22 protein-coding genes and 1 tRNA gene (1 of these 23 cut by a window edge) are annotated in these 24711 nt (G+C 60.0%); 7 read left to right on the top strand and 16 right to left on the bottom strand.

Annotated features, from left to right (window positions below; translation table 11 throughout):
• From msrQ to clpB, 4 genes are all read right to left on the bottom strand, one after another.
• Nucleotides 1–395, bottom strand: the 5' portion of a protein-coding gene (gene msrQ, locus Q1A52_RS05830) for a protein-methionine-sulfoxide reductase heme-binding subunit MsrQ (protein ID WP_299956634.1). Its footprint begins 211 nt before the window's first position; 395 of the gene's 606 nt are visible here — the first part of the coding sequence; it begins with the start codon at nucleotides 393–395; its stop codon lies beyond the left edge, outside the window.
• Nucleotides 396–418: 23 nt separating this feature from the next.
• Nucleotides 419–1324, bottom strand: coding sequence for a protein-methionine-sulfoxide reductase catalytic subunit MsrP (msrP, locus tag Q1A52_RS05825; RefSeq protein WP_300012067.1), 906 nt, complete (start codon nucleotides 1322–1324; stop codon nucleotides 419–421).
• Nucleotides 1325–1423: 99 nt separating this feature from the next.
• The gene (locus Q1A52_RS05820; RefSeq protein WP_300012064.1) at nucleotides 1424–2086 is read right to left on the bottom strand and encodes an HAD family phosphatase; all 663 of its coding nucleotides are present in this window, start codon (nucleotides 2084–2086) and stop codon (nucleotides 1424–1426) included.
• A gap of 53 nt (nucleotides 2087–2139) precedes the next feature.
• Nucleotides 2140–4758 carry an ATP-dependent chaperone ClpB gene (gene clpB / locus Q1A52_RS05815; protein WP_300012061.1) on the bottom strand — a complete coding sequence of 873 codons (2619 nt, stop codon included), beginning with the start codon at nucleotides 4756–4758 and terminating at the stop codon, nucleotides 2140–2142.
• Nucleotides 4759–5313: 555 nt separating this feature from the next.
• On the opposite strand from clpB, the gene pyrF reads away from it, so the two are divergent.
• A complete protein-coding gene (gene pyrF / locus Q1A52_RS05810; protein ID WP_300012058.1) occupies nucleotides 5314–6030 on the top strand; it encodes an orotidine-5'-phosphate decarboxylase in 717 nt (238 codons plus the stop codon).
• A 215-nt stretch (nucleotides 6031–6245) separates the two neighbouring features.
• On the opposite strand, the gene Q1A52_RS05805 is transcribed toward pyrF, so the two are convergent.
• Nucleotides 6246–6716, bottom strand: coding sequence for an NUDIX hydrolase (locus Q1A52_RS05805; protein ID WP_300012055.1), 471 nt, complete (start codon nucleotides 6714–6716; stop codon nucleotides 6246–6248).
• A 28-nt stretch (nucleotides 6717–6744) separates the two neighbouring features.
• Here Q1A52_RS05805 and Q1A52_RS05800 point away from each other — a divergent pair, with 28 nt between their 5' ends.
• On the top strand, nucleotides 6745–7998 hold the full coding sequence (locus Q1A52_RS05800) for a DNA polymerase IV (protein ID WP_300012052.1): 1254 nt from the start codon (nucleotides 6745–6747) through the stop codon (nucleotides 7996–7998).
• Nucleotides 7999–8001: 3 nt separating this feature from the next.
• On the opposite strand, the gene Q1A52_RS05795 is transcribed toward Q1A52_RS05800, so the two are convergent.
• Nucleotides 8002–8862 carry an N-formylglutamate amidohydrolase gene (locus Q1A52_RS05795; RefSeq protein WP_300012049.1) on the bottom strand — a complete coding sequence of 287 codons (861 nt, stop codon included), beginning with the start codon at nucleotides 8860–8862 and terminating at the stop codon, nucleotides 8002–8004.
• 150 nt (nucleotides 8863–9012) lie between these two features.
• Here Q1A52_RS05795 and Q1A52_RS05790 point away from each other — a divergent pair.
• Both Q1A52_RS05790 and ykgO read left to right on the top strand, forming a co-directional pair.
• Nucleotides 9013–9087: transfer RNA gene (locus Q1A52_RS05790), tRNA-Val, on the top strand.
• 88 nt (nucleotides 9088–9175) lie between these two features.
• Nucleotides 9176–9301: a type B 50S ribosomal protein L36 gene (gene ykgO / locus Q1A52_RS05785; protein ID WP_039685556.1), complete on the top strand. Its 126-nt coding sequence runs from the start codon at nucleotides 9176–9178 to the stop codon at nucleotides 9299–9301.
• A 104-nt stretch (nucleotides 9302–9405) separates the two neighbouring features.
• Here ykgO and Q1A52_RS05780 read toward each other — a convergent pair whose 3' ends face one another.
• On the bottom strand, nucleotides 9406–10098 hold the full coding sequence (locus Q1A52_RS05780) for an FkbM family methyltransferase (protein WP_300012046.1): 693 nt from the start codon (nucleotides 10096–10098) through the stop codon (nucleotides 9406–9408).
• Between the two features lie 142 nt (nucleotides 10099–10240).
• Nucleotides 10241–10918: an FkbM family methyltransferase gene (locus Q1A52_RS05775; RefSeq protein WP_300012043.1), complete on the bottom strand. Its 678-nt coding sequence runs from the start codon at nucleotides 10916–10918 to the stop codon at nucleotides 10241–10243.
• 291 nt (nucleotides 10919–11209) lie between these two features.
• Between Q1A52_RS05775 and Q1A52_RS05770 the strand changes: the two genes are divergently transcribed.
• Entirely contained in the window at nucleotides 11210–12025 is an 816-nt protein-coding gene (locus Q1A52_RS05770) for a hypothetical protein (RefSeq protein ID WP_300012040.1), read from the top strand.
• Nucleotides 12026–12094: 69 nt separating this feature from the next.
• On the top strand, nucleotides 12095–13834 hold the full coding sequence (locus Q1A52_RS05765; protein ID WP_300012203.1) for a glycosyltransferase family 2 protein: 1740 nt from the start codon (nucleotides 12095–12097) through the stop codon (nucleotides 13832–13834).
• On the opposite strand, the gene Q1A52_RS05760 is transcribed toward Q1A52_RS05765, so the two are convergent.
• Nucleotides 13831–15789: a glycosyltransferase family 61 protein gene (locus Q1A52_RS05760; RefSeq protein ID WP_300012037.1), complete on the bottom strand. Its 1959-nt coding sequence runs from the start codon at nucleotides 15787–15789 to the stop codon at nucleotides 13831–13833. The genes Q1A52_RS05765 and Q1A52_RS05760 overlap by 4 nt on opposite strands.
• A gap of 276 nt (nucleotides 15790–16065) precedes the next feature.
• Complete coding sequence (locus Q1A52_RS05755) at nucleotides 16066–16986, bottom strand: 3-keto-5-aminohexanoate cleavage protein (protein ID WP_300012034.1); 921 nt, start codon at nucleotides 16984–16986, stop codon at nucleotides 16066–16068.
• A 382-nt stretch (nucleotides 16987–17368) separates the two neighbouring features.
• On the opposite strand from Q1A52_RS05755, the gene yghU reads away from it, so the two are divergent.
• Entirely contained in the window at nucleotides 17369–18241 is an 873-nt protein-coding gene (gene yghU / locus Q1A52_RS05750) for a glutathione-dependent disulfide-bond oxidoreductase (protein ID WP_300012031.1), read from the top strand.
• Between the two features lie 33 nt (nucleotides 18242–18274).
• Here yghU and Q1A52_RS05745 read toward each other — a convergent pair whose 3' ends face one another.
• The 6 genes from Q1A52_RS05745 to Q1A52_RS05720 are packed head-to-tail and all read right to left on the bottom strand — an operon-like array spanning nucleotide 18275 to nucleotide 24644.
• Nucleotides 18275–19960 carry an iron ABC transporter permease gene (locus Q1A52_RS05745; RefSeq protein ID WP_300012028.1) on the bottom strand — a complete coding sequence of 562 codons (1686 nt, stop codon included), beginning with the start codon at nucleotides 19958–19960 and terminating at the stop codon, nucleotides 18275–18277.
• 20 nt (nucleotides 19961–19980) lie between these two features.
• Nucleotides 19981–20850 carry an alpha/beta hydrolase gene (locus Q1A52_RS05740; RefSeq protein WP_300012025.1) on the bottom strand — a complete coding sequence of 290 codons (870 nt, stop codon included), beginning with the start codon at nucleotides 20848–20850 and terminating at the stop codon, nucleotides 19981–19983.
• An 11-nt stretch (nucleotides 20851–20861) separates the two neighbouring features.
• Nucleotides 20862–22061, bottom strand: coding sequence for a phenylacetate--CoA ligase family protein (locus tag Q1A52_RS05735; protein WP_300012022.1), 1200 nt, complete (start codon nucleotides 22059–22061; stop codon nucleotides 20862–20864).
• 1 nt (nucleotide 22062) lies between these two features.
• Nucleotides 22063–22446, bottom strand: coding sequence for a cupin domain-containing protein (locus Q1A52_RS05730; protein WP_300012019.1), 384 nt, complete (start codon nucleotides 22444–22446; stop codon nucleotides 22063–22065).
• Nucleotides 22447–22463: 17 nt separating this feature from the next.
• The gene (locus Q1A52_RS05725) at nucleotides 22464–23300 is read right to left on the bottom strand and encodes an ABC transporter ATP-binding protein (protein WP_195821246.1); all 837 of its coding nucleotides are present in this window, start codon (nucleotides 23298–23300) and stop codon (nucleotides 22464–22466) included.
• Nucleotides 23301–23360: 60 nt separating this feature from the next.
• Entirely contained in the window at nucleotides 23361–24644 is a 1284-nt protein-coding gene (locus Q1A52_RS05720; RefSeq protein WP_300012016.1) for an ABC transporter substrate-binding protein, read from the bottom strand.
• Nucleotides 24645–24711 lie beyond the last annotated feature (67 nt).

The following is a 24711-nucleotide window of genomic DNA, read 5'->3' as shown; positions in this document are numbered from 1 at the left end:
AGGGGGATCAAAAGCACAAAGCCTGCCATACCGATTGTGATATACGGGCGCTTGAGGATGTCCGCCCAGATCTGGCTCAGGATGCCCACGTCCAGCACCAACCAGACCAGCAGGTGCAGGGACACATATATAAAGGCGAGCAGGCCGAACATGCGGCGGAACTTCAGCAGGTTGATCCCGAGGTAGCGGCGCAGCGGCGTGATGGTCAGGCCGATGATCAACAGTTGTAGGGCAATCTCGCCCAGTTCATGTTCCAGCGCCTTGATCGGTTCACGGCCCAACCCCCCCGTCTGCGCGAGATAGAGCAGCCAGGGCACCGGCAACAGATACAGTATATAGAGCACCCATGTGGGCACCCGGCGCGCGAAGGCGTTGATACGGTCAACAACTGTCATGGCATCAGCCTAACACAGACGGCTTAATAATTGACCGTCAGGTCCATGCCTTCATAGAGGCTGGCGACCTCCTCTTCGTAGCCGTTGAACATCAATGTCGGCACGCGTTTCGAAAACAGGCCACCGCCCACCTTGCGTTCCGTCGCCTGACTCCAGCGGGGATGATCCACGGTCGGGTTCACATTCGCATAGAAACCGTATTCGCTGGCTTGCAGCGCCTGCCATGTGTTCACGGGCTGATCTTCGGTCACAGTAATCCGCACAATCGACTTGATCGATTTGAACCCATACTTCCACGGCACCACCAGACGCAGGGGCGCGCCGTTCTGGTTCGGGATGGTTTTGCCGTAAATGCCGGTCGCCATGATAGTGAGCGGATGCAGCGCCTCGTCCATGCGCAGACCTTCGATATAGGGCCAGTCGATGGTGCGATACTTCTGACCGATCATCTCTTCGGGCCGGTAGAGCGTTTCAAAGCGCACGTATTTGCCCTCGGGCATCACACCGGCCAGCGCCAGCAGGTCCGCAAGCTCAAATCCGTTCCAAGGGATGACCATCGACCAGGCCTCGACACAGCGGAAGCGGTAGATACGTTCCTCCACCGTCATCTCGGCCATGATGTCCTTGAAGCTGTAGTCGCCCGGCTTTTCGACAAGGCCATCGATCGCCACTGTCCAGGGATCGGTCGTCAACGCGCCGGCATACGTCGCGGGATCGCTTTTGCCGGTGCCGAATTCATAGAAGTTGTTATATTGCGTGATGTCTTCCCACGGGTTCGGCTCCAGCGCCTCTTCGGCTTGAGCACCCGCACCGATACCGGCAAGGGCCACGCCGGACGCCGCACCTGCCATTAGTTGACGGCGGTTCATGAAATGCGCCTGCGGCGTCACATCTTTATGCGTCAGCGTGTTGGTCCACCGATGTGCCATCATCTACTCCAAAGCAATCGCGTTTCAGCTCATGTAGAGAGTAGTACGTGCAGGACCAAACCAATTCGAGTCACGAATGAGACAGCAGTCTGTAACTATTCACGCCAGCGTGCGCAGGTTCAGCAGGCCGGGCAGGTCATCCATGCTCCTGAAAAGAGCGTCGCAGATCGGTGCCAGACGTTCCGGATCGGTCCCTGCCACATAGCCAAGGCAATACATGCCCGCCGCCTTGCCCGCACGGGCACCACTGGCGCTGTCTTCGACCACCACGCAGCGATCAGGCGAAACACCCGCCTCGGCCGCCGCCTTGAGATAGACGTCGGGCGCCGGTTTAGGTTGGGCGACGTCCTCACGCGAGTAAATCCGACCGCTCAGACGCTGGCGCAGCCCAGTGCGGGTCAGGGTGATCTCCATCTTGCGGTGCGGCCCGTTGGAGCCAACGGCATATCCAATCCCGGCGGCATCCAATTCATCGAGGACACCGAAAATCCCGGGAACCGGTTCGACCTCTGCCGCGAGCACATCGAAAATCTCGCCGTATATACTGTCGAGCCAACCGTCCGGGAGCTTTGCCCCCATCTCACGTGCCGTTGTCATCACGCCTGCCAAAGTGCCCCCCACAAAATAGTCTTCAACCTGATCGATGGAAATGTTCAGACCGTGGCGCGCAAGATTGTCCTGAATAACGACATTCGACAGCGGTTCGCTGTCCACTAGAACGCCATCGCAGTCGAAGAGTACCAGATCAGGGGGAAAGGTCATAAAAAAGGCCGGGGTTAAGTCCCGGCCTTTGTGCAGTTATTTTGACCGTGCCGTCAATGCACGACGGCATCATCCGGTTTCGGACGGTTCGACGCAGCAATCCGGTCGCCGATGATCAACCCTTCGCTGCCCGCGCTGACACTCACGCTCTCGCCGTCTTTGACGTCGCCCGCCAAGAGCATCTCCGCAAGGGGGTCCTGCAGCGCCCGCTGGATCACGCGCTTGAGCGGTCGCGCCCCGAAAACCGGGTCATAGCCTTCATCCGCCAGCCAGGTCCGCGCGCCGTCGTCCAGATCCAGCGTGATCTTCCGCGCGGCCAGCCGTTTGAGCAGACGCGCCATCTGGATATCGACGATGCCGTCCATGTCCTCGCGGGCCAGACGATCAAAGATGATGGTCTCGTCCAGACGGTTCAGGAATTCCGGCCGGAAATGCGCCCGTACCGCATCCATCACGTCGCGTTTGGCATCCGAGGCATCCGCCCCATCCGGCAAGCGGCTGAGGCTTTGCGCCCCAAGGTTCGACGTCAGGATAATGAGCGTCTGCTTGAAATCCACGGTGCGGCCCTGACCATCGGTCAGCATCCCATCGTCAAGCACCTGCAACAGCACGTTGAAGACATCCGGATGCGCCTTCTCGACCTCGTCGAAAAGCACCACCTGATAGGGCCTGCGTCGCACAGCTTCCGTCAGCACACCGCCTTCGTCATAACCCACATAGCCGGGGGGCGCCCCGATCAGACGCGCCACGCTGTGTTTTTCCATGAACTCCGACATGTCGATACGCACCATCGCGCTGTCATCGTCAAAGAGAAACTCGGCCACGGCCTTGGTCAGTTCGGTCTTGCCGACACCGGTCGGTCCGAGGAAGAGAAAAGACCCCAAAGGCCGGTTCTCGTCATTCAGACCGGCACGTGCGCGCCGTACCGCATTAGCAACAGAGCGCACGGCGGTTTCCTGACCGATCACGCGCGTGTGCAACTGATCTTCCATACGCAGCAGCTTGTCGCGCTCGCCTTCCAGCATCTTGCCCGCCGGAATACCCGTCCAGCGTTCGACAACACTGGCGATCTGGTCGGGGCGCACGGCCTCTTCCACCAGCACATCGGTTTCGTCGCGTCCCTCGGCCTCGCCCAGCTGTTTCTCAAGCTGAGGGATCACCCCATAGGACAGCTCACCGGCCTTCGCCAAATTGCCTTCACGCTTGGCAATCTCAAGTTCAGCGCGTGCGTGATCCAGTTTTTCCTTGATGTCCCGCGCACCTGCCATCTTGTCCCGCTCCGCCTGCCATTTGGCGGTCAGCGCGTCACTTTTCTCCTGCAGTTCGGAGAGGTCCTTTTCAAGCGTGGCCAGTCGGTCCTTGCTCGCCGCGTCATCTTCCAGACGCAGAGCCTCGGCCTCGATTTGCATCTGCAGGATCTGACGGTCCAGCGCATCCAGCTCTTCGGGTTTGCTGTCCACTTCCATGCGCAACCGGCTCGCCGCCTCATCGACAAGGTCGATGGCTTTGTCCGGCAGGAACCGGTCGGTGATGTAGCGGTGACTGAGCGTCGCCGCTGCCACCAGCGCCGAATCCGAAATCCGCACGCCGTGGTGCAGCTCGTACTTCTCTTTGATGCCGCGCAAGATAGATACGGTATCTTCCACCGTCGGCTCCAGCACCATGACGGGTTGGAACCGCCGCGCAAGGGCTGCGTCCTTCTCTACATACTTGCGGTATTCATCAAGCGTGGTCGCGCCCACGCAATGCAACTCACCCCGCGCCAGCGCTGGCTTGATCAGGTTGGCGGCATCCATCGCGCCATCCGCCTTGCCCGCACCGACCAGCGTGTGCATTTCGTCGATAAAGAGGATGATCTCGCCTGCGGCCTCGGTGACCTCGGTCAGAACAGCTTTCAGCCGCTCTTCGAATTCACCCCGATACTTCGCGCCGGCAATCAGCGCGCCCATGTCCAGCGCCAGCAACTTCTTGTTGCGCAGGGACTCCGGCACGTCGCCGTTGACAATCCTCAGGGCCAGGCCTTCGGCAATTGCCGTCTTACCGACACCAGGCTCACCAATGAGAACAGGGTTGTTCTTGGTCCGACGGCTCAACACCTGCATGGCGCGGCGAATCTCTTCATCACGGCCAATGATCGGGTCGATTTTGCCTGCCTCCGCCCGCTCCGTCAGGTTCATCGCATACTTCTTCAGCGCGTCGTAGCCTTCCTCGGCGCTGGCCGTGTCCGCGGTGCGGCCTTTGCGGACATCGTTGATCGCGGTATTCAGCGCTTGCGCCGTCACGCCACCTGCGTCCAGCGCGGTCTTTGCAGCCGATTTCACCATGCACAGCGCCATCAGAATGCGCTCCACCGGGACAAAGCTGTCGCCCGCCTTCTTTGCAAGGGTCTCTGCCTCAACCAGCACCTTCTGTGTTGCATTGTCGAGATAGAACTGCGCCGCGTCACCACTGACTTTGGGCATCTTGGACAAGGCCAGCTCAACCGATTGCACGACATCTGCGGGCTTGCCGCCCGCAGCGGCAATCAGGTTGCTCGCCAACCCCTGATCGTCGTCCATCAGTGCCTTGAGGATGTGTTCAGGCGCCAGCCGCTGATGGCTGTCGCGCGTCGCAATTGTCTGTGCCGCCTGAATGAAACCGCGCGATCGCTCCGTGAACTTGGTCAAGTCCATGGGTATTCTCCTTTATGTAAAGCGTCCCGGATGTGCTGCGCCCGACTTAGCGGCACGACAGCGGTCAGGACCTTGAGGTGTATTTGGGGCGCAGGCGAGCCCGCTTCAAGAGGCTGCTACGCTCCGCATTTGCGATACCTTATCCTGCAAGTGGTTGCTCTGATATGAATCAAACGAGCAGCCCTTGTGGGAATAGCCGCCGCCCTTTCCCCGTTTTTGACCCCCTTTGATCCCCTATCTTTGATGCCATGTGAAGGCGTACCCGTACCGCAGTCCTTCATCGTATGTAACCAGTTGGCGTGTTCTGCCAGTTCCAATTGCATCCCGGGTCCTCACAGTTCCACATCAGGCCCGGGGCGCAATCTGCCACAGGAGCAAACCTCGGTTTGCCGGTAACTTACCTGCTTGATGGGTAGGGTCTGCGCGCTCCTGATCGGCTTACCACTTAAACCCGGAGCGCATGGGAGATGCCTCCGGGTCTTTTTCTGCCCCGCCATAAGATGGACAGGCTGATCCGTTCCGCCTAAGAGACACCGACGGGAAAAGGAGCGGTAAATGGTGGATGACAGACTGATCGTTGCGCTGGATGTGCCAAATGCGCTGGCAGGTCATCAGCTGGCCACGCAGCTCGGCGACGCCGTCAATTTCTACAAGATCGGTCTGGGCATGCTGACAGGGGGCGGTCTGGCGCTGGCCAATGAGCTCAAACAGGAGCATGGCAAACGCATCTTCCTGGACATGAAACTCTTCGACATCAGCGCCACGATAGAAGCCGCCGTCCGGGGGCTGGCACAGTTCGATCTCGACTTTCTCACCGTGCACGGCGACCCGCATGTGGTTGCCGCCGCAAAAGAAGGCGCTGGCGGATCGGAGATGAAAATCCTGGCCGTTACCATCCTGACGTCGCTGGACCGATCCGATCTTGATGCCTGTCAAATCCGGCAGGGCGATGTGCCGGATCTGGTCGTTGCACGTGCCGCCGCAGCCTTCGAGGCAGGTGCAGACGGTGTGATCGCCTCCCCCCAGGAAGCCGCGCGAATCCGGGCCCTGCCCGAAGCCCGGGATCGCCTGATCGTCACCCCCGGTGTCCGCCCCGCAGGCTCGGATCTCGGTGACCAGAAACGTGTGGCGACCCCCGCAAATGCTATTTCTGCGGGTGCGGACCATGTCGTCGTGGGCCGACCGGTCTGGCAATCGGCCAGTCCGCGCGCAGCGGCAGAGGCGATTCTGGCGGAGCTGAACAGCCCGCAGGCCCACAGTCCAAACCACTGATCCCACGTCGGAATTCAGGGTTGTCCACAACCTGAACGCGCCTGCTATGCCAACAGATGAACCGCAAGACACTGTGGCCGTAAGACAACAGACCACAGGATGTGGGTTTTAAGACCTTTTGGTCATTAGGCGAATTCGCCTTTAGGTGGTACGTTGACGTAAGGTGATACTCCCCAACGAACCACGTCTTCCTGAGGTTCGTTACCTCCCCCCGCTCAGATCAGCGGGGGGTTTTTCCTTAAAAGCTCCCGTTCTTCTGTCAGGTAAATGGCAAGCCGTGTCTTGAAATTCGGCACGGCCTTGGGGTGGTTCAGAAAATCGGCGACTGCCATCGCCTCCCAACGCTGACCTTCATCTCCAAACCGGATGGACCCCACGATCTCTTGCGGCACGCGCGCGACAAAGAACCAGTTCACCTCTTCCCTGGAGGGGAAGCGCCGCCCCCATGAAATCACATCTGGCCGGATCGTCAGACCCAGCTCCTCAAAGGTCTCGCGCATCGCGCAGGCCAGCGGCAGCTCGTCCGCCTCGCGCCCACCACCCGGCAGATCCCAATAACCCGGAAAGGGAATCGTCGGAATGTCATCGCGCAGGATCACGATGATCTGTTCCCCCACCAGCAGGGCCAGCTTGGCCCCGGTGAACGGCATGTTCATTTCATTTGCTGTGGCGTAAGATCGGGACATGCACGCACCTTAACTGACCTGCCGGATTATGCCCGCCCTTTGCCGCGATTGCCTGACCGAGTTTGACGACAGCCGCCGTTGCCCCGCCTGCGGCGGCCCGCGCGTTGTTGCGCATGACGAACTTTACACCCTCTCCATCGCCCATATGGACTGCGATGCCTTCTATGCCTCGGTGGAAAAGCGCGATGACCCCAGCCTGATGAGCAAACCGGTCATTATCGGCGGCGGGCGGCGCGGTGTGGTTTCCACCGCCTGCTATGTGGCGCGCATTCGGGGTGTCCGCTCGGCGATGCCGATGTTCCAGGCGCTGAAACTCTGCCCGGACGCGGTGATCATTAAACCACGGATGGAGGCCTATGTTGATGCCTCCCGCGCCATTCGCAAGATGATGGAAGAGCTGACGCCCGACATTGAACCCCTGTCGCTGGACGAGGCCTTCATGGATCTCTCCGGCACCGCGCGGCTGCATGGTCACCCGCCCGCAGTGATGCTGGCGCGACTGATCAAACGCATGCGTGACGAGCTGGGCCTGACCGGCTCCATCGGTCTCAGCCACAACAAGTTCTTGGCCAAGGTCGCCTCCGATCTCAATAAACCGCACGGGTTTTCGATCATCGGCAAGGCGGAAACGGATGATTTTCTGCGGGACCAGCCGGTACGGTTGATCTGGGGGGTGGGGGCTGCCACGCAGGCCTCGCTCGACAAGGCCGGTATCCGCACGTTTTCCGATCTGCTGCGCTGGGACCGCACCGAACTGATTGCGCGGTTCGGATCGATGGGGGACCGCCTGTGGCACCTAGCGCGCGGGCAGGATCGCCGCCGTGTGTCCGCGCATGCGCCGATGAAATCCATCTCCAACGAGACAACCTTTCACGAGGACACCTCCGACCCTGAGCTTTTGGACGGCCATCTCTGGCGGATGGCCGAAAAAGTGGCTGATCGCGCCAAGGCCAAGAGGCTCGCAGGTCGTGTCGTCACGCTGAAGCTGAAACGGGCGGATCACTCGCTGATCTCGAGGCGGCTGAGCCTGAGGGACGCGACGCAGATGGCTGATACGATCTACCGCACGGCGCGCGGGCTTTTCGACCAGGTTGGTGATCAGGGCCCTTATCGGTTGTTGGGGTGCGGTGTGTCCGATCTGATTGGGGCCGAAGATGCCGACAGGTCGAGTGATTTGCTCGACCCGCAAGCAAAGCGCCGCGGCGATGCTGAGCGCGCCACCGACGCGATCCGCGCCCGCTTTGGTCCAGACGCGATTCTGAAAGGCCGGGCGTTGCGATAGCGCCTATTCAGCGGCCAACGGCATCCGTTCCTTACCGATCTGCGCAATTTCCGCGATCACGCCACGCAATGTACGCTGAACATCGGCGAAACGCGCGGACGGGCGGATCAGGGATTCGTCCATATAGATGGCACGATCAATCTCCACCTGCACGGCATGCTGACCCCGTGTTGGACGTCCATAGGCCTGCGTCACGTAAGCGCCGGCGAAAGGTGCGTTGCGGGTGACGACGAACCCGGCGGAGGCAAATGCCGCCTCGACGCGGTCCACGACATCGCCTGCGGCTGCCGCGCCAAAACGATCCCCCAGCACAATCTCGGGCCGCTTCGCACCCGAGCGGGCAATGCCCTGCACCGCCTCATGTGGCATGGAGTGGCAATCGATCAAAACCGCTTGCCCGTGATGGTTCACCGCCTCATCCAGCAGACCCTGCAGCATGTCGTGATAGGGGTGCCAATAGTCATTGAGCCGCCGTCTGGCTTCCACGAGGCTGATCTTGCCGCGATAGATCGCACGGCCATTGGCAACCACGCGCGGGATGACCCCAAGGCCGGACGCCACACGCGGGTTATGTCCCTGGCGCCGCACCCCTTCGATCAGGGCCGGGTCAAGCTCGTCGCTGCTACGGTTCAGATCAACGAAAGCGCGCGGCGCGCCAGCCTTGAGAAAGGTGGCACCAAATTGCGGTGCGCAGTCAAACAACTGGTCAACAAACGCATCTTCGGAGGTCCGGATCGCCATATCATCCAGAACGGTTGTGCGCAGCAAGGACCATGGGTATTCCCGTCCGCTGTGAGGAGACGCAAAAACCACGCAGGATTCGTTGCTGTGGGGATAACTGACTTCAAACGCTGACTTTGGCATACACCTTCCTCCGACCCCGACCATAGCGCAGAAAAACCAAAAACCAAAAGCCCTTGATCTTGTGCGCGACTCCTTTTAAAGACCCCGCTACCGGCGCGACTTTTCGCGCCCCATTTTTATTTGGGGCACAGGGTTTCGCGCAGGTAAAGTGGGTGATTAGCTCAGCGGTAGAGCACTTCGTTGACATCGAAGGGGTCACTGGTTCGATCCCAGTATCGCCCACCACCTGTTTCACCCGTCCGGCCCGCCGGACGACCCGCAACCCCGGCGCTGGCCAGCGCGCCGACTGAGAAGAAGACATGAGGAGACGACCATGAAGGTTCGCAATTCGCTCCGCTCGCTCAAGAACCGGCACCGCGACTGCCGCATTGTGCGTCGCAAAGGCCGCGTCTACGTGATCAACAAAACCCAGCGTCGGTTCAAAGCCCGCCAGGGCTGATCGAACGACGATGACGTTAAAAAGCCGCTCCTTCGGGGGCGGTTTTTTTCATTGGGAAGAGACGGGAAACGAAATACCTTCATTCCAACGAATTGAAGGGCTTCTCAAGACCGCACGTAGACCCGCACGCCAGGCAAGGAATGCTCCTCATCCAGAACCAGGCCGTTCCGGTCAAATGACCTGCGAAGGTCCTGCATGCCTTCACGCCCGTAAATCTGGCGATGCACCTCAAAAATCACCATGTGGACCCCGTCAAGATCCGCATGTTCGAAAAACGCGCGTTCTGCCCCCTCAATATCCATGACAATCACATCATGTGGGAACTCAACCTTGAGGGTCTCATAGGCCATGACCGGCACCTGAACCTTACGGGCTTTTTCCGGTTTCTTTATCACGTTCAGAGCCGATCCCAGGAAGTTCCCGCGCAGGAAAAAATCAATCACCGAGGGCGGATCTGGCTCTGTGAGCACCACGCCATGGCGGACCTCGATGACATCTGACAACTGATTGTGCCTATACAGGCGAGTAATGTGCTCGATCAGTTCGGGATTCGCCTCCACGGACAGCATCTTGTCCGGTTTGCAGTTTTGCGCGATGACCGCCCCGACGATGCCGGAGCCTGCCCCCAACTCGAGAATGCGAGCGCCCGGTTCGATTGCCGCCAATCCGGCGCGCACCTCGTTTCGCTCATAGCGACCGTCTTGCATCGATTTGATCATGCCTGGCCCAAAGTGCGGCGCATCGGGCACTTCGATCCCATGGCACTGGGCAACAATGGTGGGGGTTACATCTGCCAATTCACTGACCTGCTATCTGACGACTGCCAATTTGGGCACTCTTTCAAAAATCTGCCCTCCGGTCACGCGGAAAGGCAATGCGCCATCAGAGGTCGGGCAACTGGACGTTTGAACCACACAAGCGACAGCCGCTGCACATCATCTAGATCCAGTCCAAATTGACCTGCGTTGGCGGGTAACTCTCTGCTACTTTTGTGCGCAGAGCTTTGAAACGGGGGGCGAGGTCACGAAACTTCTTTTCATGAGTTTCTGCCACCGTCAGGCGAATATTGTCGAAGAGACGCTGCTCCAACATGATTTCAAGCACTTCAAGTTCCGCGCCCTCAATGTCCATTTTCAAAAATGCGATCTCACCATGTTCGTCAATGAGATCACGGGCCAAGGCGGGCAGATCAACAAGATTCACATCAATGGTGTTGTCCGGGTGTTCGTCAATCCGCCTGCCACCGACCATGACCGTACTTTTCACCGACGCCCCTTTTGGATTTGCCTCGAAGTTTTCCGCCCGCATGAGCTTTATCGTTCCTGACGAAACGCCAACGGCGGCGTTGTGCAGGGTTACGTTGGGCGTGTCCGCAAAGGCACGACGCAATCTACCAAACGCATAAGGGTCCGGTTCATAGGCATGCACGGCGGCCCCCGTTGCGGCCAGCGGTCCGGTGACGTCACCAATGTTTGCGCCGCAATCCAGAACGATTTCACCGGGCTTCAACATCGAAAGGATACCCTGCATCAAACCCTTCGCATGGGCATGACGCATGTTGCGCTGCTGACGCCGCTTCAGTTTCGCCAGTTCTTCCTCCGCGCTCAAGTCTGGCATGGGTCTGCTCTCCATGTTGCCCGCGTTCGAGGCATCGACCGTCAGGTGATGTTTTCATCTCTGCCCAGATCGCCTAGAGCATTGGCCTGCTTTGGTCAAAACTTCGCTTGGCTTTCCGGCATTTTGAGCTGCGACCGTAGCCGCCGGGACTCACTCTGAGATCGTGATGAAGCCGTTGGCAGACGAAGCTGTGGCGGCGTATTCCTCGCCCATCAAATTACCTGTTTCTGACATACCGGAGTTGGTGTAACGATTCAGGCAACGAAACAACTTGGTGATCAGACAATCCTCATGCCCGAACTGAACCGCAGACCAGTGGCATCGCTCTGGATTGGCTCACGCCTTCATTACCTCAATCAACTTTGTCTGAAATCTCATGTGGTCGCGGGGCACCCCACGACACTCTATTGCACCGACGAGGTCCACAATGCACCCGACGGCGTGGAAATCCGCCCGGCCTCCGAGATTTTCGATATCGACATGAGCCTTGTGGCCAAGACAAGTGCCTCGTTTTTGTCGAATGTCTTTCGCTACAAGATGATCCGCAAGACCGGCGCGATCTGGATTGATTGCGATGCCTTCTGCCATCGTCCGTTTCCGGAGGAAGACGCCTATATCTTTGGCGAGCACAGCTATCGCGGTGCCCTGAATTGCGGCGTGATCGGCCTGCCGCAACAGTGCGATGTCATGGATCAGCTGTTGGACTATTATGATAATCTACCGGATTATCCGCCCTGGTGGGGCAAGCGGCAGCGCAAGAAGATGGATGAGCAAAACAACAATCTGTCTCACGCCGCAAGGATATATGCGACAGAACGTACCGCCTTTGGACCGCAGGCTTTCACGCATTTCGCAAAGGTCACGGGCATCTTTGATCAGGCCCGCCCGCGCGAGGCGCTTTACCCGGTACCCTTTCAGCTGAATGATGTTTTCTATGACCCCTTTGGCCAGGTCGAGGGGCATTTTACGGACGAAACGCTGTCGGTTCACCTTTACACCAACGGCACCCGTCGCTGGTGGCGCAAGCACGTGCCGGAACAAGGCTCCTATGCGGCCCGCATGTGCGAAAAGGTTGGCATAGACCCGGCGCTTGCGCTGGAGGACTGATCGATCGGGAACGCCGAGATCAATCTGAAAAAACATGTCAGCCCGCATGGCCGCACCCTGGCCGTGTCGATGATGAAGGACGAAGCGCCCTACCTGATCGAGTGGTTTGCACATCATCTGGCCGTCGGCTTTACCGATATCCTTGTCTACACCAACGATTGCACGGACGGCACGGATGACATGCTGATCCGGCTGGAAGAGCTGGGTCTTGGACATCACCGCAGAAATGTCATCCCCAAGGGGATAAAGCCGCAACCTTCCGCAATCAAACATGCGCAGGTCGAACCTCTGGTGCAGGAAAGCGATTGGGTTCTGCTGTTCGATGCGGATGAATTTCTGTGCATCAACTATGGGGACGGCAAGCTCGACAGCCTGCTGAGCGCTGCCGGAAAAGCCAATGGCATCGTGATCACCTGGCGGATATTTGGCTCCGGCGGCGTGACAGACTGGAGCCGCGCGCCAGTCACAGAACAGTATCAATACGCGGCTCCCCCACTCTGGAACAAGGGATGGGGCGTGAAAACGCTCTTCAAACATGACGCCGATTACTGGAAACTCGGCATCCACCGGCCCAAGATAAAGGCCAAACATCTGAATACCGGCTTCCCGGACACGGTTCAGTGGTTGAACGGGTCGGGTCTGCCGATGGAAGATTACTTCAAGTTCCGGGGTTGGCGATCAATCCGGCGCACGCTTGGGTACGACTGGGCCCAAATGAACCACTACGCGGTCAAATCCATCGATTCATACGCAATCCGCAAGTTCCGTGGAAATGTGAATCTCAAGAAAGACAAATACAACGGCGAATACTGGGCCCTTCAAGACCGCAACGAGGTACGCGACACAAGCATACTGCGATACGCAGAGGACCGCGCCCGGATCGTCTCCGAACTTCTCAAGGACCCGGTCCTTGGCCGGCTGCACAATGAAGCATTGGAAAGGGTCGATGCTCGTCTGGCCGAATTCAAACAGACGGACGCCTATGCGGCGCTTAAGGCGGAGCTCTTGGAGGCATCCAAAACCCCCTTGTCGAAAGTAAATGCAAAACCGCCCAAGGCCCGCGATCCGGCAAAGATCGCCGCATTGATGAGCGAAGTAGAGAAGAAATCTGCAGCGCGCTCAAAGTCCGAACGCCGAAATACCCAAACCCCTGGCGCCATCTTAACAGCGCATGCGGCAGATCCATACCTGTCCGGCTCAATTGATCGCAGCAGCGATATAACTTTTGAAAGTGTGGCAAACCACGGTGTGCAGCTGCCTGCCGACCCGCGCGTTTTCAAACCCGAGGCGCTGGCAGAGATCAGCGCCGGGAAATTTGACCGACGCCATGCCCGGCACCTCCCCTTTCTGCTCGACGGGCACCGGCGCATCCTGATGCTCGGCGCAGGCGTCAGCTTCCTGCCGATCCTCGCCTGCCTCACGCGTCCCGATAGCGTCCTGCTGGCGCATGAAGAACGTAAGGGATTGTCTGCTATCGGACGGGAGATCGCAGCAAGCCACGACATTGCCAGCAACCGATTGAAGATTGTCGATGGTCCACTTTTTTTTGCAAGCGACGAAGCAGGCAAGACATCCGGCGGGTTGAAAGCGATGGTGTCGGACTTCGCGCCAACGGCATTGTTCGTGGACCACCCGCGCCTGACGCCGGACATCTTCGCGACCTCAATCACACCGGCTGTCCGTCGCATCGTCGTGTCTGCGCGGCTGGACACAGATGGTTTCCCCGGTGCTCTCGGCCGTCTTGGCTTCGCGACCCCGGCGGAACCGCATAAATCCGGTGCGATCGTGCTTGATCGGGCAGCGCGCTAGACGTTCACGTCGACTTCAACGAAGTCTTCGCCGCGACGCTCCGAAAATTCCGAGATCAACGCGCCTTTCTCGGAGGCCGAAGCGAACTCAGGTTTGAACCCCTTGTCCACGTAACCAAGCCCCTTGAGTTGCGCAAAAAGTGCCGCGAAATCCAGCTCCCCAACCGAGCGGAAATCCGTTCGTCGGGCCCCGCCGGAAACCCAATTCTTCACGATAACATCAACCACGTCGGGCGTCGTCCTGCAGAACGACTGATACTGCAAAATGTAGTCCGCCACATTGGCCTTTGACCGACGCAGGATGATGCAGACATCGCCTTTCTCCTGCATGAAGAATGCAGCGAAGTGCAGCGCGGACCCATCCAGAGCAACGATGCGTTTGGCAGCCTTGTACCGCGCGATCTGCACTTCAAGCGGATGTTTCTCGGGATGGAAAATCTCATACCCCTGCCGGGCAAGGTTTTCTTCGATCACCTGCTCGCCCAAAATACCGCCCCGCTGAGACGACAGCCGCGCGCGGCTGATGTAGAGCTTTTCGCTGCCTTCGGAGGCAATATCCCTCCCGAGCCGCTCACGCATGAATTGTCGGTAGAGCGGAGAGCCTGCGTATTTTTCCTTCCAGCCAAATCCGAGCTCGGGCACATAAAGCTCCTCGACCCTCATTGCGGTATCAAACGTCTGGATCGGCAGGGATAGACCCAGCTGGTTAAAGAACCTCTTGAAGGTTTTTATCCCACGTCTGGCCCGCCTCACGGCCCCGCGATACGGTAGGAACAGAATACCATCCACCTGGCCTTCGAGTTTCTGCAAAGCCCAAAGACGCGCGGTCGACTCGACAAGGAAGTGACCGAAATGGCCTCTGAAATGACCGGCAAAAAGATGGCGGCCACTGAGCTCTTCGATGGGCTCTTGCGGCGACAGAACCGGGGCTGGCGTGGACTTCGTCGCGCGAATCCATGTCCGGGACATCTCGCAGTACTGCCCATCTGCCAGCAGCACACCGGACGCTAGTTTGGCGTCATGCTTGCGTTCCGGGACGGCGATTGCGTTCTGCGCTCTTACGATGGTCCCGGTGAAAGGCGGTTGCGGGTCGCCATCCGTCACGATGATGTCCTCGGCGATCACCGGCGCGCGCGAAGCTTTCTCAAGCCGCGCCTGCGCCTTTTGGAGATAACCGGCCTTTGGGTCGGTCTTCAACAAGTGTTGGATCGCCTGCCGGGCCAGTTTCGGGTGGCCCGCCTCAATGAGATCGCCCAGCAGCGCGCGACACCAAGGCCGCACTTTTCGTCGCGCGCGGCGCTTTTTGTGGAAGGCAAGGGCGTCAAAAGTACCCGTGCCGATATCTGACATCAGATCTTCCAGAACACCGCAGGCCTTGACCTGTCGGATCAACCGGTGCCCGAAGTGTCGGCATTTCATGTGATGCACATGCGGACCGGCAATGCGCAGGGCATGCGCGCGATCCTCTGGCACCATCGGGTCATAAAAGAGCCAGACCCGCCCCGCATCCGGCGCCGCCTCTGCCGCATCGAGGAAAGCCGGGTCATCCCACTCCCACTTCCGCAACCCATATTTGAAGCGACTTTCGAAAGGCGCGATCTCACGGTTCAGCGTCGTTTGTGGACTGAAAGCCAGCACCTGTGACCCCGGCAAAAGCCGTGAATAGGTCAGGGCTGCATAAGCACCCATTGATGTTCCCGTGAAAATGATCCGCTCAAAACCTTCGAACAGCCCGGCATCACGCAGACTGGTCAGCAAGGCCGGTGTATCCGCATTGCGATACCAGTCTTTCCGCCGAGCGATCAGACCCAGAACCGAAAAACCCATCTTTGCCAGGCGCGCATGCATCCACGGCTGCGGCGGGTCATATTCACCAACTGACGCAAGATTGTCGAAGGTAACAAATAAAACGGGCGAGCGCCGGAAAAAGCAGGCGTCCACGAGATCGGATTTCAATATAAACGCGTTCTGTCCAACGGCTTCCCGAGCAGACACGGCGACCGGCGGCGGCTCAAAAATGCGCCTTGAAGAAGGGGCCGTATCGGGCTCTGACATACTACGTCCCAGTCTATGGCATTCGCTGTCTGTAACGACGGGAAAGCGCCTTGGAATACCGGCAACTCTGTGCGGTTCTCACACCGTGATCAAGGTAAAAAGCGCGATTTGCCTCCGTTGAGCTGACGACGCATCCAGCGTGCAAGGGGCCGTACGTTTAACGCGGGCTTGTCTGGTTCAATGCGCCGGGGCACGCAGCTTGAGGATCTCCCGCGCCTCGTTCGGGGTCGCCGGACGGCAACCGAGCCCTTCGACCAAACGGATTGCGGCACGTACCTGCTCCGCATTGGACGTGGCAAGTTCTCCGGGCCCGGACCAGAGTGAATCCTCCAAACCCACACGGACATGGCCCCCTGCTGCGGCGACGGTGGCCGCCACGCCCATCTGATGCGCACCGGCTCCCAAGGCGGACCAAACCAGATCATCACCGAAAAGCCGCACGGCGGTGCGCCGCATGTGAGAGATGTCATCCACATGGGCACCGATCCCGCCCAGCAGGCCAAACACAGTTTGCACAAAGAACGGAGGCTCCACCGCGCCCTGATCCGCAAAATGCGCAAGATTGTAGAGGTGGGCGGTATCATAGCATTCAAACTCGAAACGTGTCCCTCCCGCGCGGCAGGTTTCCAGCACATAGGCGATGTCCTTGTAGCTGTTGCGAAATACCAGATCGCGCGATCCTTCCAGGTGATCATTTTCCCACCCAGGCATTTGCGGATGGCGCTTGAGCATCGGGAAGAGCCCCATGTTCATCGACCCCAAGTTGAGCGAGGCCAGTTGCGGCGCGAAGTGAGCAGCGGGTTGCACGCGTTCCTCCACCGTCATGTACGGGCTGCCACCGGTGGTGAGATTGAGCACCGCATTTGTTTGCGCAGCGATATGCGGCACGATGCGACCAAAACCCGCGACACTCTGATCCGGCTTGCCGGTGGCATCGTCTCGCGCGTGCAGATGCAGGATTGCCGCTCCGGCTTCGGCGGCCTCTACAGCGGAGGCGACAATCGCCTCAGACGTTGCGGGCAAATGCGGCGACATGGAAGGGGTATGGATCGCGCCGGTGATGGCGCAGGTGATGATAACGGGACGTCTTTGGGCCACGGTGCTCTCCTGACTGGGTATCGGCCCCGTCGTCCTCTTGGATGGGGGCATGCAAGATCGGCAAGATGATGGCCCGTATGGCCGCCTGCCGACAGTGGTCCGAGAGTGCACCCTTGGGCATCCCGGTCAAGCCCGACGAGGGCGGATGGCACGTCTCGCAGTCCCATTGCCGTTTCCTCCGGGTCCAAGAACTTCTTACCGGAAGGCCGGAAAAAACACCGCATGCGCAATCCGTGGCTTGACACGTCGCCCTGCCGCCCGACTCCCGCACCCGAAGAGACGGAACAAAGATATGTGACCGCTTACTCTGGCGTCTGCCCTTGCGCTGGATATTATCCGCCATACGTCAGTCCGACATAACTTTGATCAAGAGGCATCTCCCATGAGCGATACGGAAACCTACACCCCCCCAAAGGTTTGGACATGGGAGCAGGAAAGCGGCGGCACCTTTGCCAGCATCAACCGCCCCATCGCCGGGGCGACACATGACAAAGCGCTGCCGGTGGGCAAACACCCGCTACAGCTCTACTCTCTGGCCACGCCGAACGGGCAAAAGGTCACCATCATGCTCGAAGAGCTTTTGACGCTTGGCATCAAGGAGGCTGAGTATGACGCCTGGCTGATCCGGATTGGCGAAGGCGATCAGTTCAGCAGTGGGTTTGTCGAGATCAACCCGAACTCCAAGATCCCGGCAATGTTCGACACGACAACCGGCCTGCGGGTGTTCGAGAGCGCGGCAATCCTCATGTATCTGGCCGAGAAGTTCGACAACGCCTTCCTGCCCACCGCGTTGAAAGCCCGCACCGAGTGCCTGAACTGGCTGTTCTGGCTGCAGGGTTCCGCACCCTATTTTGGCGGCGGCTTTGGCCATTTCTATGCCTATGCGCCGACCAAGCAGGAATATCCGATCAATCGATTTGCCATGGAAGCCAAACGCCAGCTTGACGTGCTCGACCGGCATCTGGCGAATCATGAATATCTGGCGGGCGAGGCCTACACCATTGCCGATATGGTCACCTGGCCCTGGTATGGGCGTACTGTGCGCGGCGAAAGCTATGATGCGGGTGAATTTCTTAGCGTGCATGAGTACCACAACGTGATCCGTTGGGAAAAGCAGATTGCCGCACGCAAGCCGGTACAGCGCGGTGTCATGGTGAACCGAACCAGCGGGCCGCTGGAAGGCCAGTTGCATGAGCGCCACGACGCCAGCGATTTCGAGACCAGAACGCAGGATAAAATCGGCGAGGATGCCTAGAGCGGCGCGCGGGGTGGTGGCGTAAGCCCCACCCTACCTGTTACCGCGACGGCTCACCTGACGGCAGATCAGGACGACCGGCAGCAAACCGATCGCAACGATCACGAGGCTGGGCACAGCCGCGCCTTCGAGCCGTTCGTCCGAGGCCAGACGGTAGGCCTGTACCGCCAGCGTATCGTAGTTGAAGGGCCGCATGATCAGCGTTGCGGGCAGTTCTTTCATCACGTCCACGAAGACGATCAGCAGGGCGGTCAGCAGGCTGGGCGCCAGAATAGGCAGGTGAACCCGGCGCAGCGTGCCCGTCGGCGTTTGACCCAGAGAGCGCGCCGCGGCGTCCATGTTCGCGGGCACCATTGCCTGTCCGCCTTCGTAAGCGCCTAGAGCCGCCGCGAGGAACCGTACCATATAGGCGGCGACGAGCAGCCAGATGGACCCGGTGATCAAGAGCCCTGTCGACAGGTCGAACCGGGCCCGCATAAACGCATCAAAGGCGTTGTCGAAAGCTGCGAAGGGGACCATCAGGCCAACAGCAATGACGCCACCCGGCACGGCGTATCCCAACCGCGCGACATAAGCCGATCCGTGCGACAACCGACCAGGCCGCAACCGCTGGAAAAATCCGACGGTGATCGCAGCGGCGACAGTACAAACAGCGGCAACGGAGGCCAGCGTCAGGGAGTTCTGGATAAACCCGAGATAGCGCGGGCTCAGGAGGTTCTGCTCCGATCCGAGCCCCATGGAAAAGAGAATGACGACCGGCAGCACCGCCCCCAGCGCCACAGGGATGCCGCAGAGGATTGCGGCCATCGCGGCCCGCGGGCCCTTCAAAACAGCTGGCTCCATGCGTTGTTGACGACGCGCCGGGTCGTGATACTTGGCCCCGCCCCGCTGCGCCCGTTCAAGCAAGGCCAGCAGCAGGGCAAAGCTGAGCAGGCAAAGCGCCAGCTGTGCTGCACCCGCGCGGTCGGCGAGGGAAAACCAGCTGGTGTAGATACCGGTCGCAAAGGTCTGCACCCCGAAATAGGCGACCGTGCCAAAATCCGCGATGGTCTCCATGACGGCCAGCAAAACGCCCCCGGCAATCGCGGGTCGGGCAAGTGGCAGGCTGATCTTGAAAAACGCGGCCCAAGCGCTGGCCCCCAGCGCCCGCGCGGCCAGAAACGTCGTGGCACTTTGCTGCAGGAATGCGGCCCGCGCCAGCAGGTAGACATAAGGGTAGAGCACGAGGATCAGCATGACCGCCGCCCCGCCGACAGACCGGATTTCGGGAAACCAGTAGTCTCGTGGCCCCCAACCGGTCACATCGCGCAGCAGGGTTTGCACGATGCCCGGATGATCCAGAATATGCGTATAGGCATAGGCCAGCACATAGGCCGGGAAGGCCAGCGGCAGCACCAGCGCAATCTCAAAGAGGCGCACGCCGGGAAACCGGGTCATCGTGACCAGCCAGGCGGCCCCCACGCCGAGACAGAACGTCCCCACCGAGACCAGGGCGACAAGCCATATCGTTGTACCCGCATAGCGGGGCAGCACGGTCTGCATCAAATGAGTGATGGTCTCGGTGCCACCGCTTAGCGCGGCTATGGCGACGGCCAGCATGGGCAGGGCGCAAATGCCTGCAACCATCACGGCACAGCCCGCCAGAACGCGCAATCCGTCCTGCGCCCGGCGACGGGCCAAGGTGGGTAATGCGGTCGAAACGGGCGGTGCGTCGGACATGAGCGCCTTTTTCGACAATTTTAGTCGGAAAGGCCAGAGGCTTTGCCGGGCTCCGCATCCGTCGCATCAAAAAAGGCGCGCACGTCGTCAAAGACCGACCGATGCGTGAGAAACAACATATGGCCGTGCCCTGCGTATGTGCGCACCGGCACACCCCCCAACTTTGCAGCATAGGCCCTGGTCGCTTCTGTCGAAAACACAGGATCCTCTGTTCCGACAAAGAATGCCAACTGCTGCGGATTGCGCAGCGGTACCTCGGGTCCGGCCCATCGCCGCAGATCCCGCGCATGAGCGCGCAGCAACCCGCCTTCGGGATAGATCATGTGGGCCAACCGATCCAACGTGAGGGTGCGGGCGGTCTCACAAAGGCGATCATCCTGCAGACCGGCCCGCCCGACGAGCAACGCTTGGTAATACGCACGCCAGACCGAACGCACACCGACCGAGCGCGCCCGCAAGGCGGATGCAAGCAGGTCCATCGTTGTGTCTTTCATTGTGGGCCACCCCCCGGCGTAAGGCAAAGCAGGAGCAATCGCCGCCGTTTTCACGTCATCGCCGAGCAATGTCGCGGCGTGGACCACAATCGCGCCGCCTGTTGAGAAGCCGAGAAGGCAAATGCGCTTCTCTGCGTACCGGCGGGCGACATCAGCGATATGGCCTGCGGCCTCTGCAATGTCCAAAGGAGGTGACAATGCGCGCCCATCCAACCCGGGAAACGGATAGAAAACCGGCTCCCACCCCCGCGCGCGCCAATCCAGAACCGCATCGAAGATATCCACTCGCGTCAGCGCGCCCGGCACGCAGATCACTAGCTTCTTCGCATTTTTGACGGCAGTGGCGTCGTAGATCAGGGGAGCATGCGCATCAGACGTGTTTCCAGGTTTGGTCATCTCGCGCACCTCTAATCGTAGCTGCGCTGATCCTCAATCACCAATCCATCCCGGGGCAGACTGCCCGGCGCAAGGATTTCTACCGCGCCCTTCATTTTGAGCACGTCTACGACGCTGGCCGAAAACACCTCTGCCGATCCGCCAGCGGCTTCGACCTGCACCGTCATCGCGTCCTGTGCGCCGTCCCGGCTGGCGATCACGCGCGCCTTCACGATCTCGTCGTGCCGCGCCACCAGTGCCGCCACCTGTTCGGGCCGCACAAACATGCCCTTGATCTTGGTGGTCTGATCGGCGCGGCCCATCCACCCCTTGATGCGCGTGTTGGTGCGTCCGCAGGGGCTTTGGCCCGGCATCACGGCGCTCAGATCTCCCGTGGCGAACCGGATCAGCGGATAGTCCGGGTTCAGCGTGGTGACGACCACCTCACCGACCTCGCCGGGCGCCACAAGATCACCGGTGCCCGGCGTCACGATCTCCACGATCACGCCTTCGTCGAGGATCATGCCCTCCATCGCGGGAGACTCGTACGCGATATTGCCCAGATCAGCGGTCGCGTAACACTGCAGGCAGCTGATCCCGCGCTCTGCATAGTCCTGGCGCATGGCGGGGAAGAGCGCGCCGCCGCCCACCGCCGCCTTGGTGATGTTCAGGGTCACGCCCATCTCGGCGGCCTTGTCGAGGATCACCTTGAGATAATCCGGCGTGCCCGCGTAAGCCGTCGTGCCCACCGCAGCCGCCGCCTGCACCTGCAACTCGGTCTGCCCGGTCCCGGCGGGCAACACCATGGCCCCCACGGCGCGCGCGCCGCTTTCGAAAATCATGCCTGCCGGGGTCAGGTGATAGCCAAAGCAGTTCTGTACCAGGTCACCTGCGCCAATCCCTGCGGCATGCAGAAAGCGACCCATGCGCCACCAGTCGTGGCTGACCCCGCCGGGCTCGTAAATCGGCCCTGGCGACTGGAACACATGGGCTGCGTTCGAGACGGGGATCCCGCCGAAAGGAGGTTTCTCTTTCTGCCATTGCGCCAGATCGGATTTGCGCAGCACCGGCAGCTTGGGCAGATCGGAAATCTCCGTGACATCCACGTCTTCGAGCAGACATGTGTCCTCTGCTGCGCGGACCCGCGCGATTTGCGCCATCAAAGAGGCGGTCTGCGCTGCCTCGCGCGCATCCGCACTGCGTGTTTCAAGCTCGTCGAAATACGGGGTCATGTCATTCCGCCGCTGTCTGGAAGGGTTCATCCGCGCGCACGATATGGGTGGTGACGATCTCCATCGGTGCCGTGCCGAGGTTGGTCACACCACCATGCACCTGACCTTCCGGAAAGAACATCGGCGTGCCCGCAGCAAATTCCACCTCCTTGCCATTCGGCAAGAGCGCCAACCCGCCAACAACGATCACCGCATGTTCGTCCCCGGGATGGGTGTGCAGCGGAATGCGCCCGCCGGGCATCAGCTTGAGCTCGGAGACAATCACCACCGTGCCCTCTGCCCCGCTTAGCGGCTGCTCGTTCAGCACGTTGCGCTGCGCCAGGTTCTCTGCCCAGACAGGCAATGCCAACATCAGTGCTGCGAAAGTCAAACCCAATTGTCTCATCGCATTTCCCCCATTTTTCAGGACAACCAGCGCTTGCGCCGACGATAGCTGCGTACATCGCGGAAGGATTTGCGGCCCTCCTCCGACATGCCGAGGTAGAATTCCTTCACGTCCGGGTTTTCCCGCAGCTCGGCGGCAGGGCCGTCCATCACCACGCGGCCCGATTCCAGAATATAGCCGTAATGCGCAAAGCGCAGCGCCACATTGGTGTTCTGCTCGGCCAGCAGGATCGTCACGCCCTGCTCTTCATTGATCGATTTCACGATCTCGAAAATCTGCTCCACCAGCTGCGGCGCGAGCCCCATCGACGGCTCATCCAGCAGGATCGTCTCGGGCTTGGACATCAGCGCCCGGCCGATCGCCGTCATCTGCTGCTCGCCTCCCGATGTATAGCCAGCCTGAGACTTCCGCCGCTCCCTCAGGCGCGGGAAATAGCCGTAGACCATCTCAAGATCCGCCTGGATCGCGGCATTGCCATCGCGCCGCGTGTAGGCGCCGGTCAGCAGGTTTTCCTCCACCGTGAGGTGCTCAAAACAATGCCGCCCTTCCATGACCTGCACGACCCCACGCTTGACGGTTTCCGCCGGGTCGGCGTGGTGAATGTCCTGCCCGTGATACTTGATCGTGCCTTTGGTCACCTCGCCCCGCTCGGAGGCCAGAAGACCCGAGATCGCCTTGAGCGTCGTGGTCTTGCCTGCGCCGTTGCCGCCCAAAAGCGCGGTGATGCCGCCTTTGGGCACCGCCAGGCTGACGCCTTTGAGGACGAGGATCACGTGATTGTAGATCACCTCGATATTGTTGACGTCCAGCACCGTGTCGGCGCGAATGTCCTGTTCCTTGGCAGCATCCAGCATGGCCAGTGACCTCAGCATAGAGTTGAATGCCCCGGCAGTGGACCTGCCGGGGCAATGGTTTTAGTTACAGTTGCTTTCTATGTTGTTCTCCGCCTTGTAGGCAGCGGAATCCTCATCGATCAGCGGCTGGATGACATCCATGTCCGTGGGTGCAAAGTCCGAGATCGTCACGAACTCGCCCGCTGCCGCATCCCACTGCGTGACGGCCACCAGACCCTCGCCCCCATGGTTCTGGCAGGAGACAGAGAAAGTCGGGCCGAAGTTCGGCAGGCCCAGTTCAGTCATCAGCTCTTCGGTGATCACGAGGTTCTCCATCCCGTCGCGCATCTGGCCGGAGGTGATGTCATCGGTGCCGTGCATCTTCTGCGCCACTTTCACCGCCTCGGCGGCCAGCATGGCAGCATAGATCCCGCGGTTGTAGGGTACGGTGCCGAGCTGATCACCCGCGCCTGCGGCTTTGCCCGCATCGACCACGTATTGGCGCAGCTCATCATAGAGCGGGAAGTCGTCGCCCACCGCCGTCAGCGCGAGCGCCTTGTAGCCATTGGCCTTATCGCCCGCTGGCTGCACGTCGATCTCCGCACCGGACCACCAGATGCCGATGAAATTCTCCATCGGGAAACGGATGTTTGCCGCTTCCTGCACAGCCACCTGGTTCATCACGCCCCAGCCATACATGATCACGTTGTCGGGCTTTTCACGGCGGATCTGCAGCCACTGGGATTTTTGCTCCTGACCGGGGTGATCGACGGCCAGCAGGCTCAGCTCAAACCCGTGTTTTTCGGAGAGTTTCTCCAGCGTCCGGATCGGCTCCTTGCCGTAGGCGGAGTTGTGATAGACCAGCGCGATCTTCTTGCCCGAGATGTCGCCGCCATTCAGGTCCAGAATATGGTTGATCGCGGCAGATGCACCATTCCAGTAGTTGGCCGGGTAGTTGAAGACATGGCTGAACACATCACCATTGGCAGCGGATGTCCGACCATAGCCCATGGAGTGGATCGGGATGTCATCGGCGGTGGCCTTGGGGATCAGCTGATAGGTGATCCCAGTGGAGAGCGGCTGATAGACCAGAGCGCCTTCGCCCTTGGTGCTCTCGTAACACTCCACCCCTTTTTCGGTGTTGTAGCCGGTCTCGCACTCCAGCACGCGCGTCATGACGCCGCCGATGCCACCGTCGCGTTCGTTCAGAAGCGTAAAGTAGTCCGCGTAGCCGTCGGCAAACGGAATACCGCCCGCAGCATATGGCCCGGTGCGGTAGCTCAGCGATGGAAAGACAAGATCCGCCATCACGGGGCTTGCCGCCATCAGGCCTGCCACGGCCCATGTTCCCAGTTTACAATTCATCGGTGTTACCTCCCTTGGTTTTTGTCCGATGTGCCGGTTGCCCGGCGCTGTTTTTCTTGTTGAGGGT

The sequence above is a fragment of the uncultured Roseobacter sp. genome (assembly GCF_947488185.1).
GTDB lineage: Bacteria > Pseudomonadota > Alphaproteobacteria > Rhodobacterales > Rhodobacteraceae > Roseobacter.
Note: the sequence above shows the minus strand (reverse complement) of the source record. Positions and strands in the feature narration are given on the sequence as shown.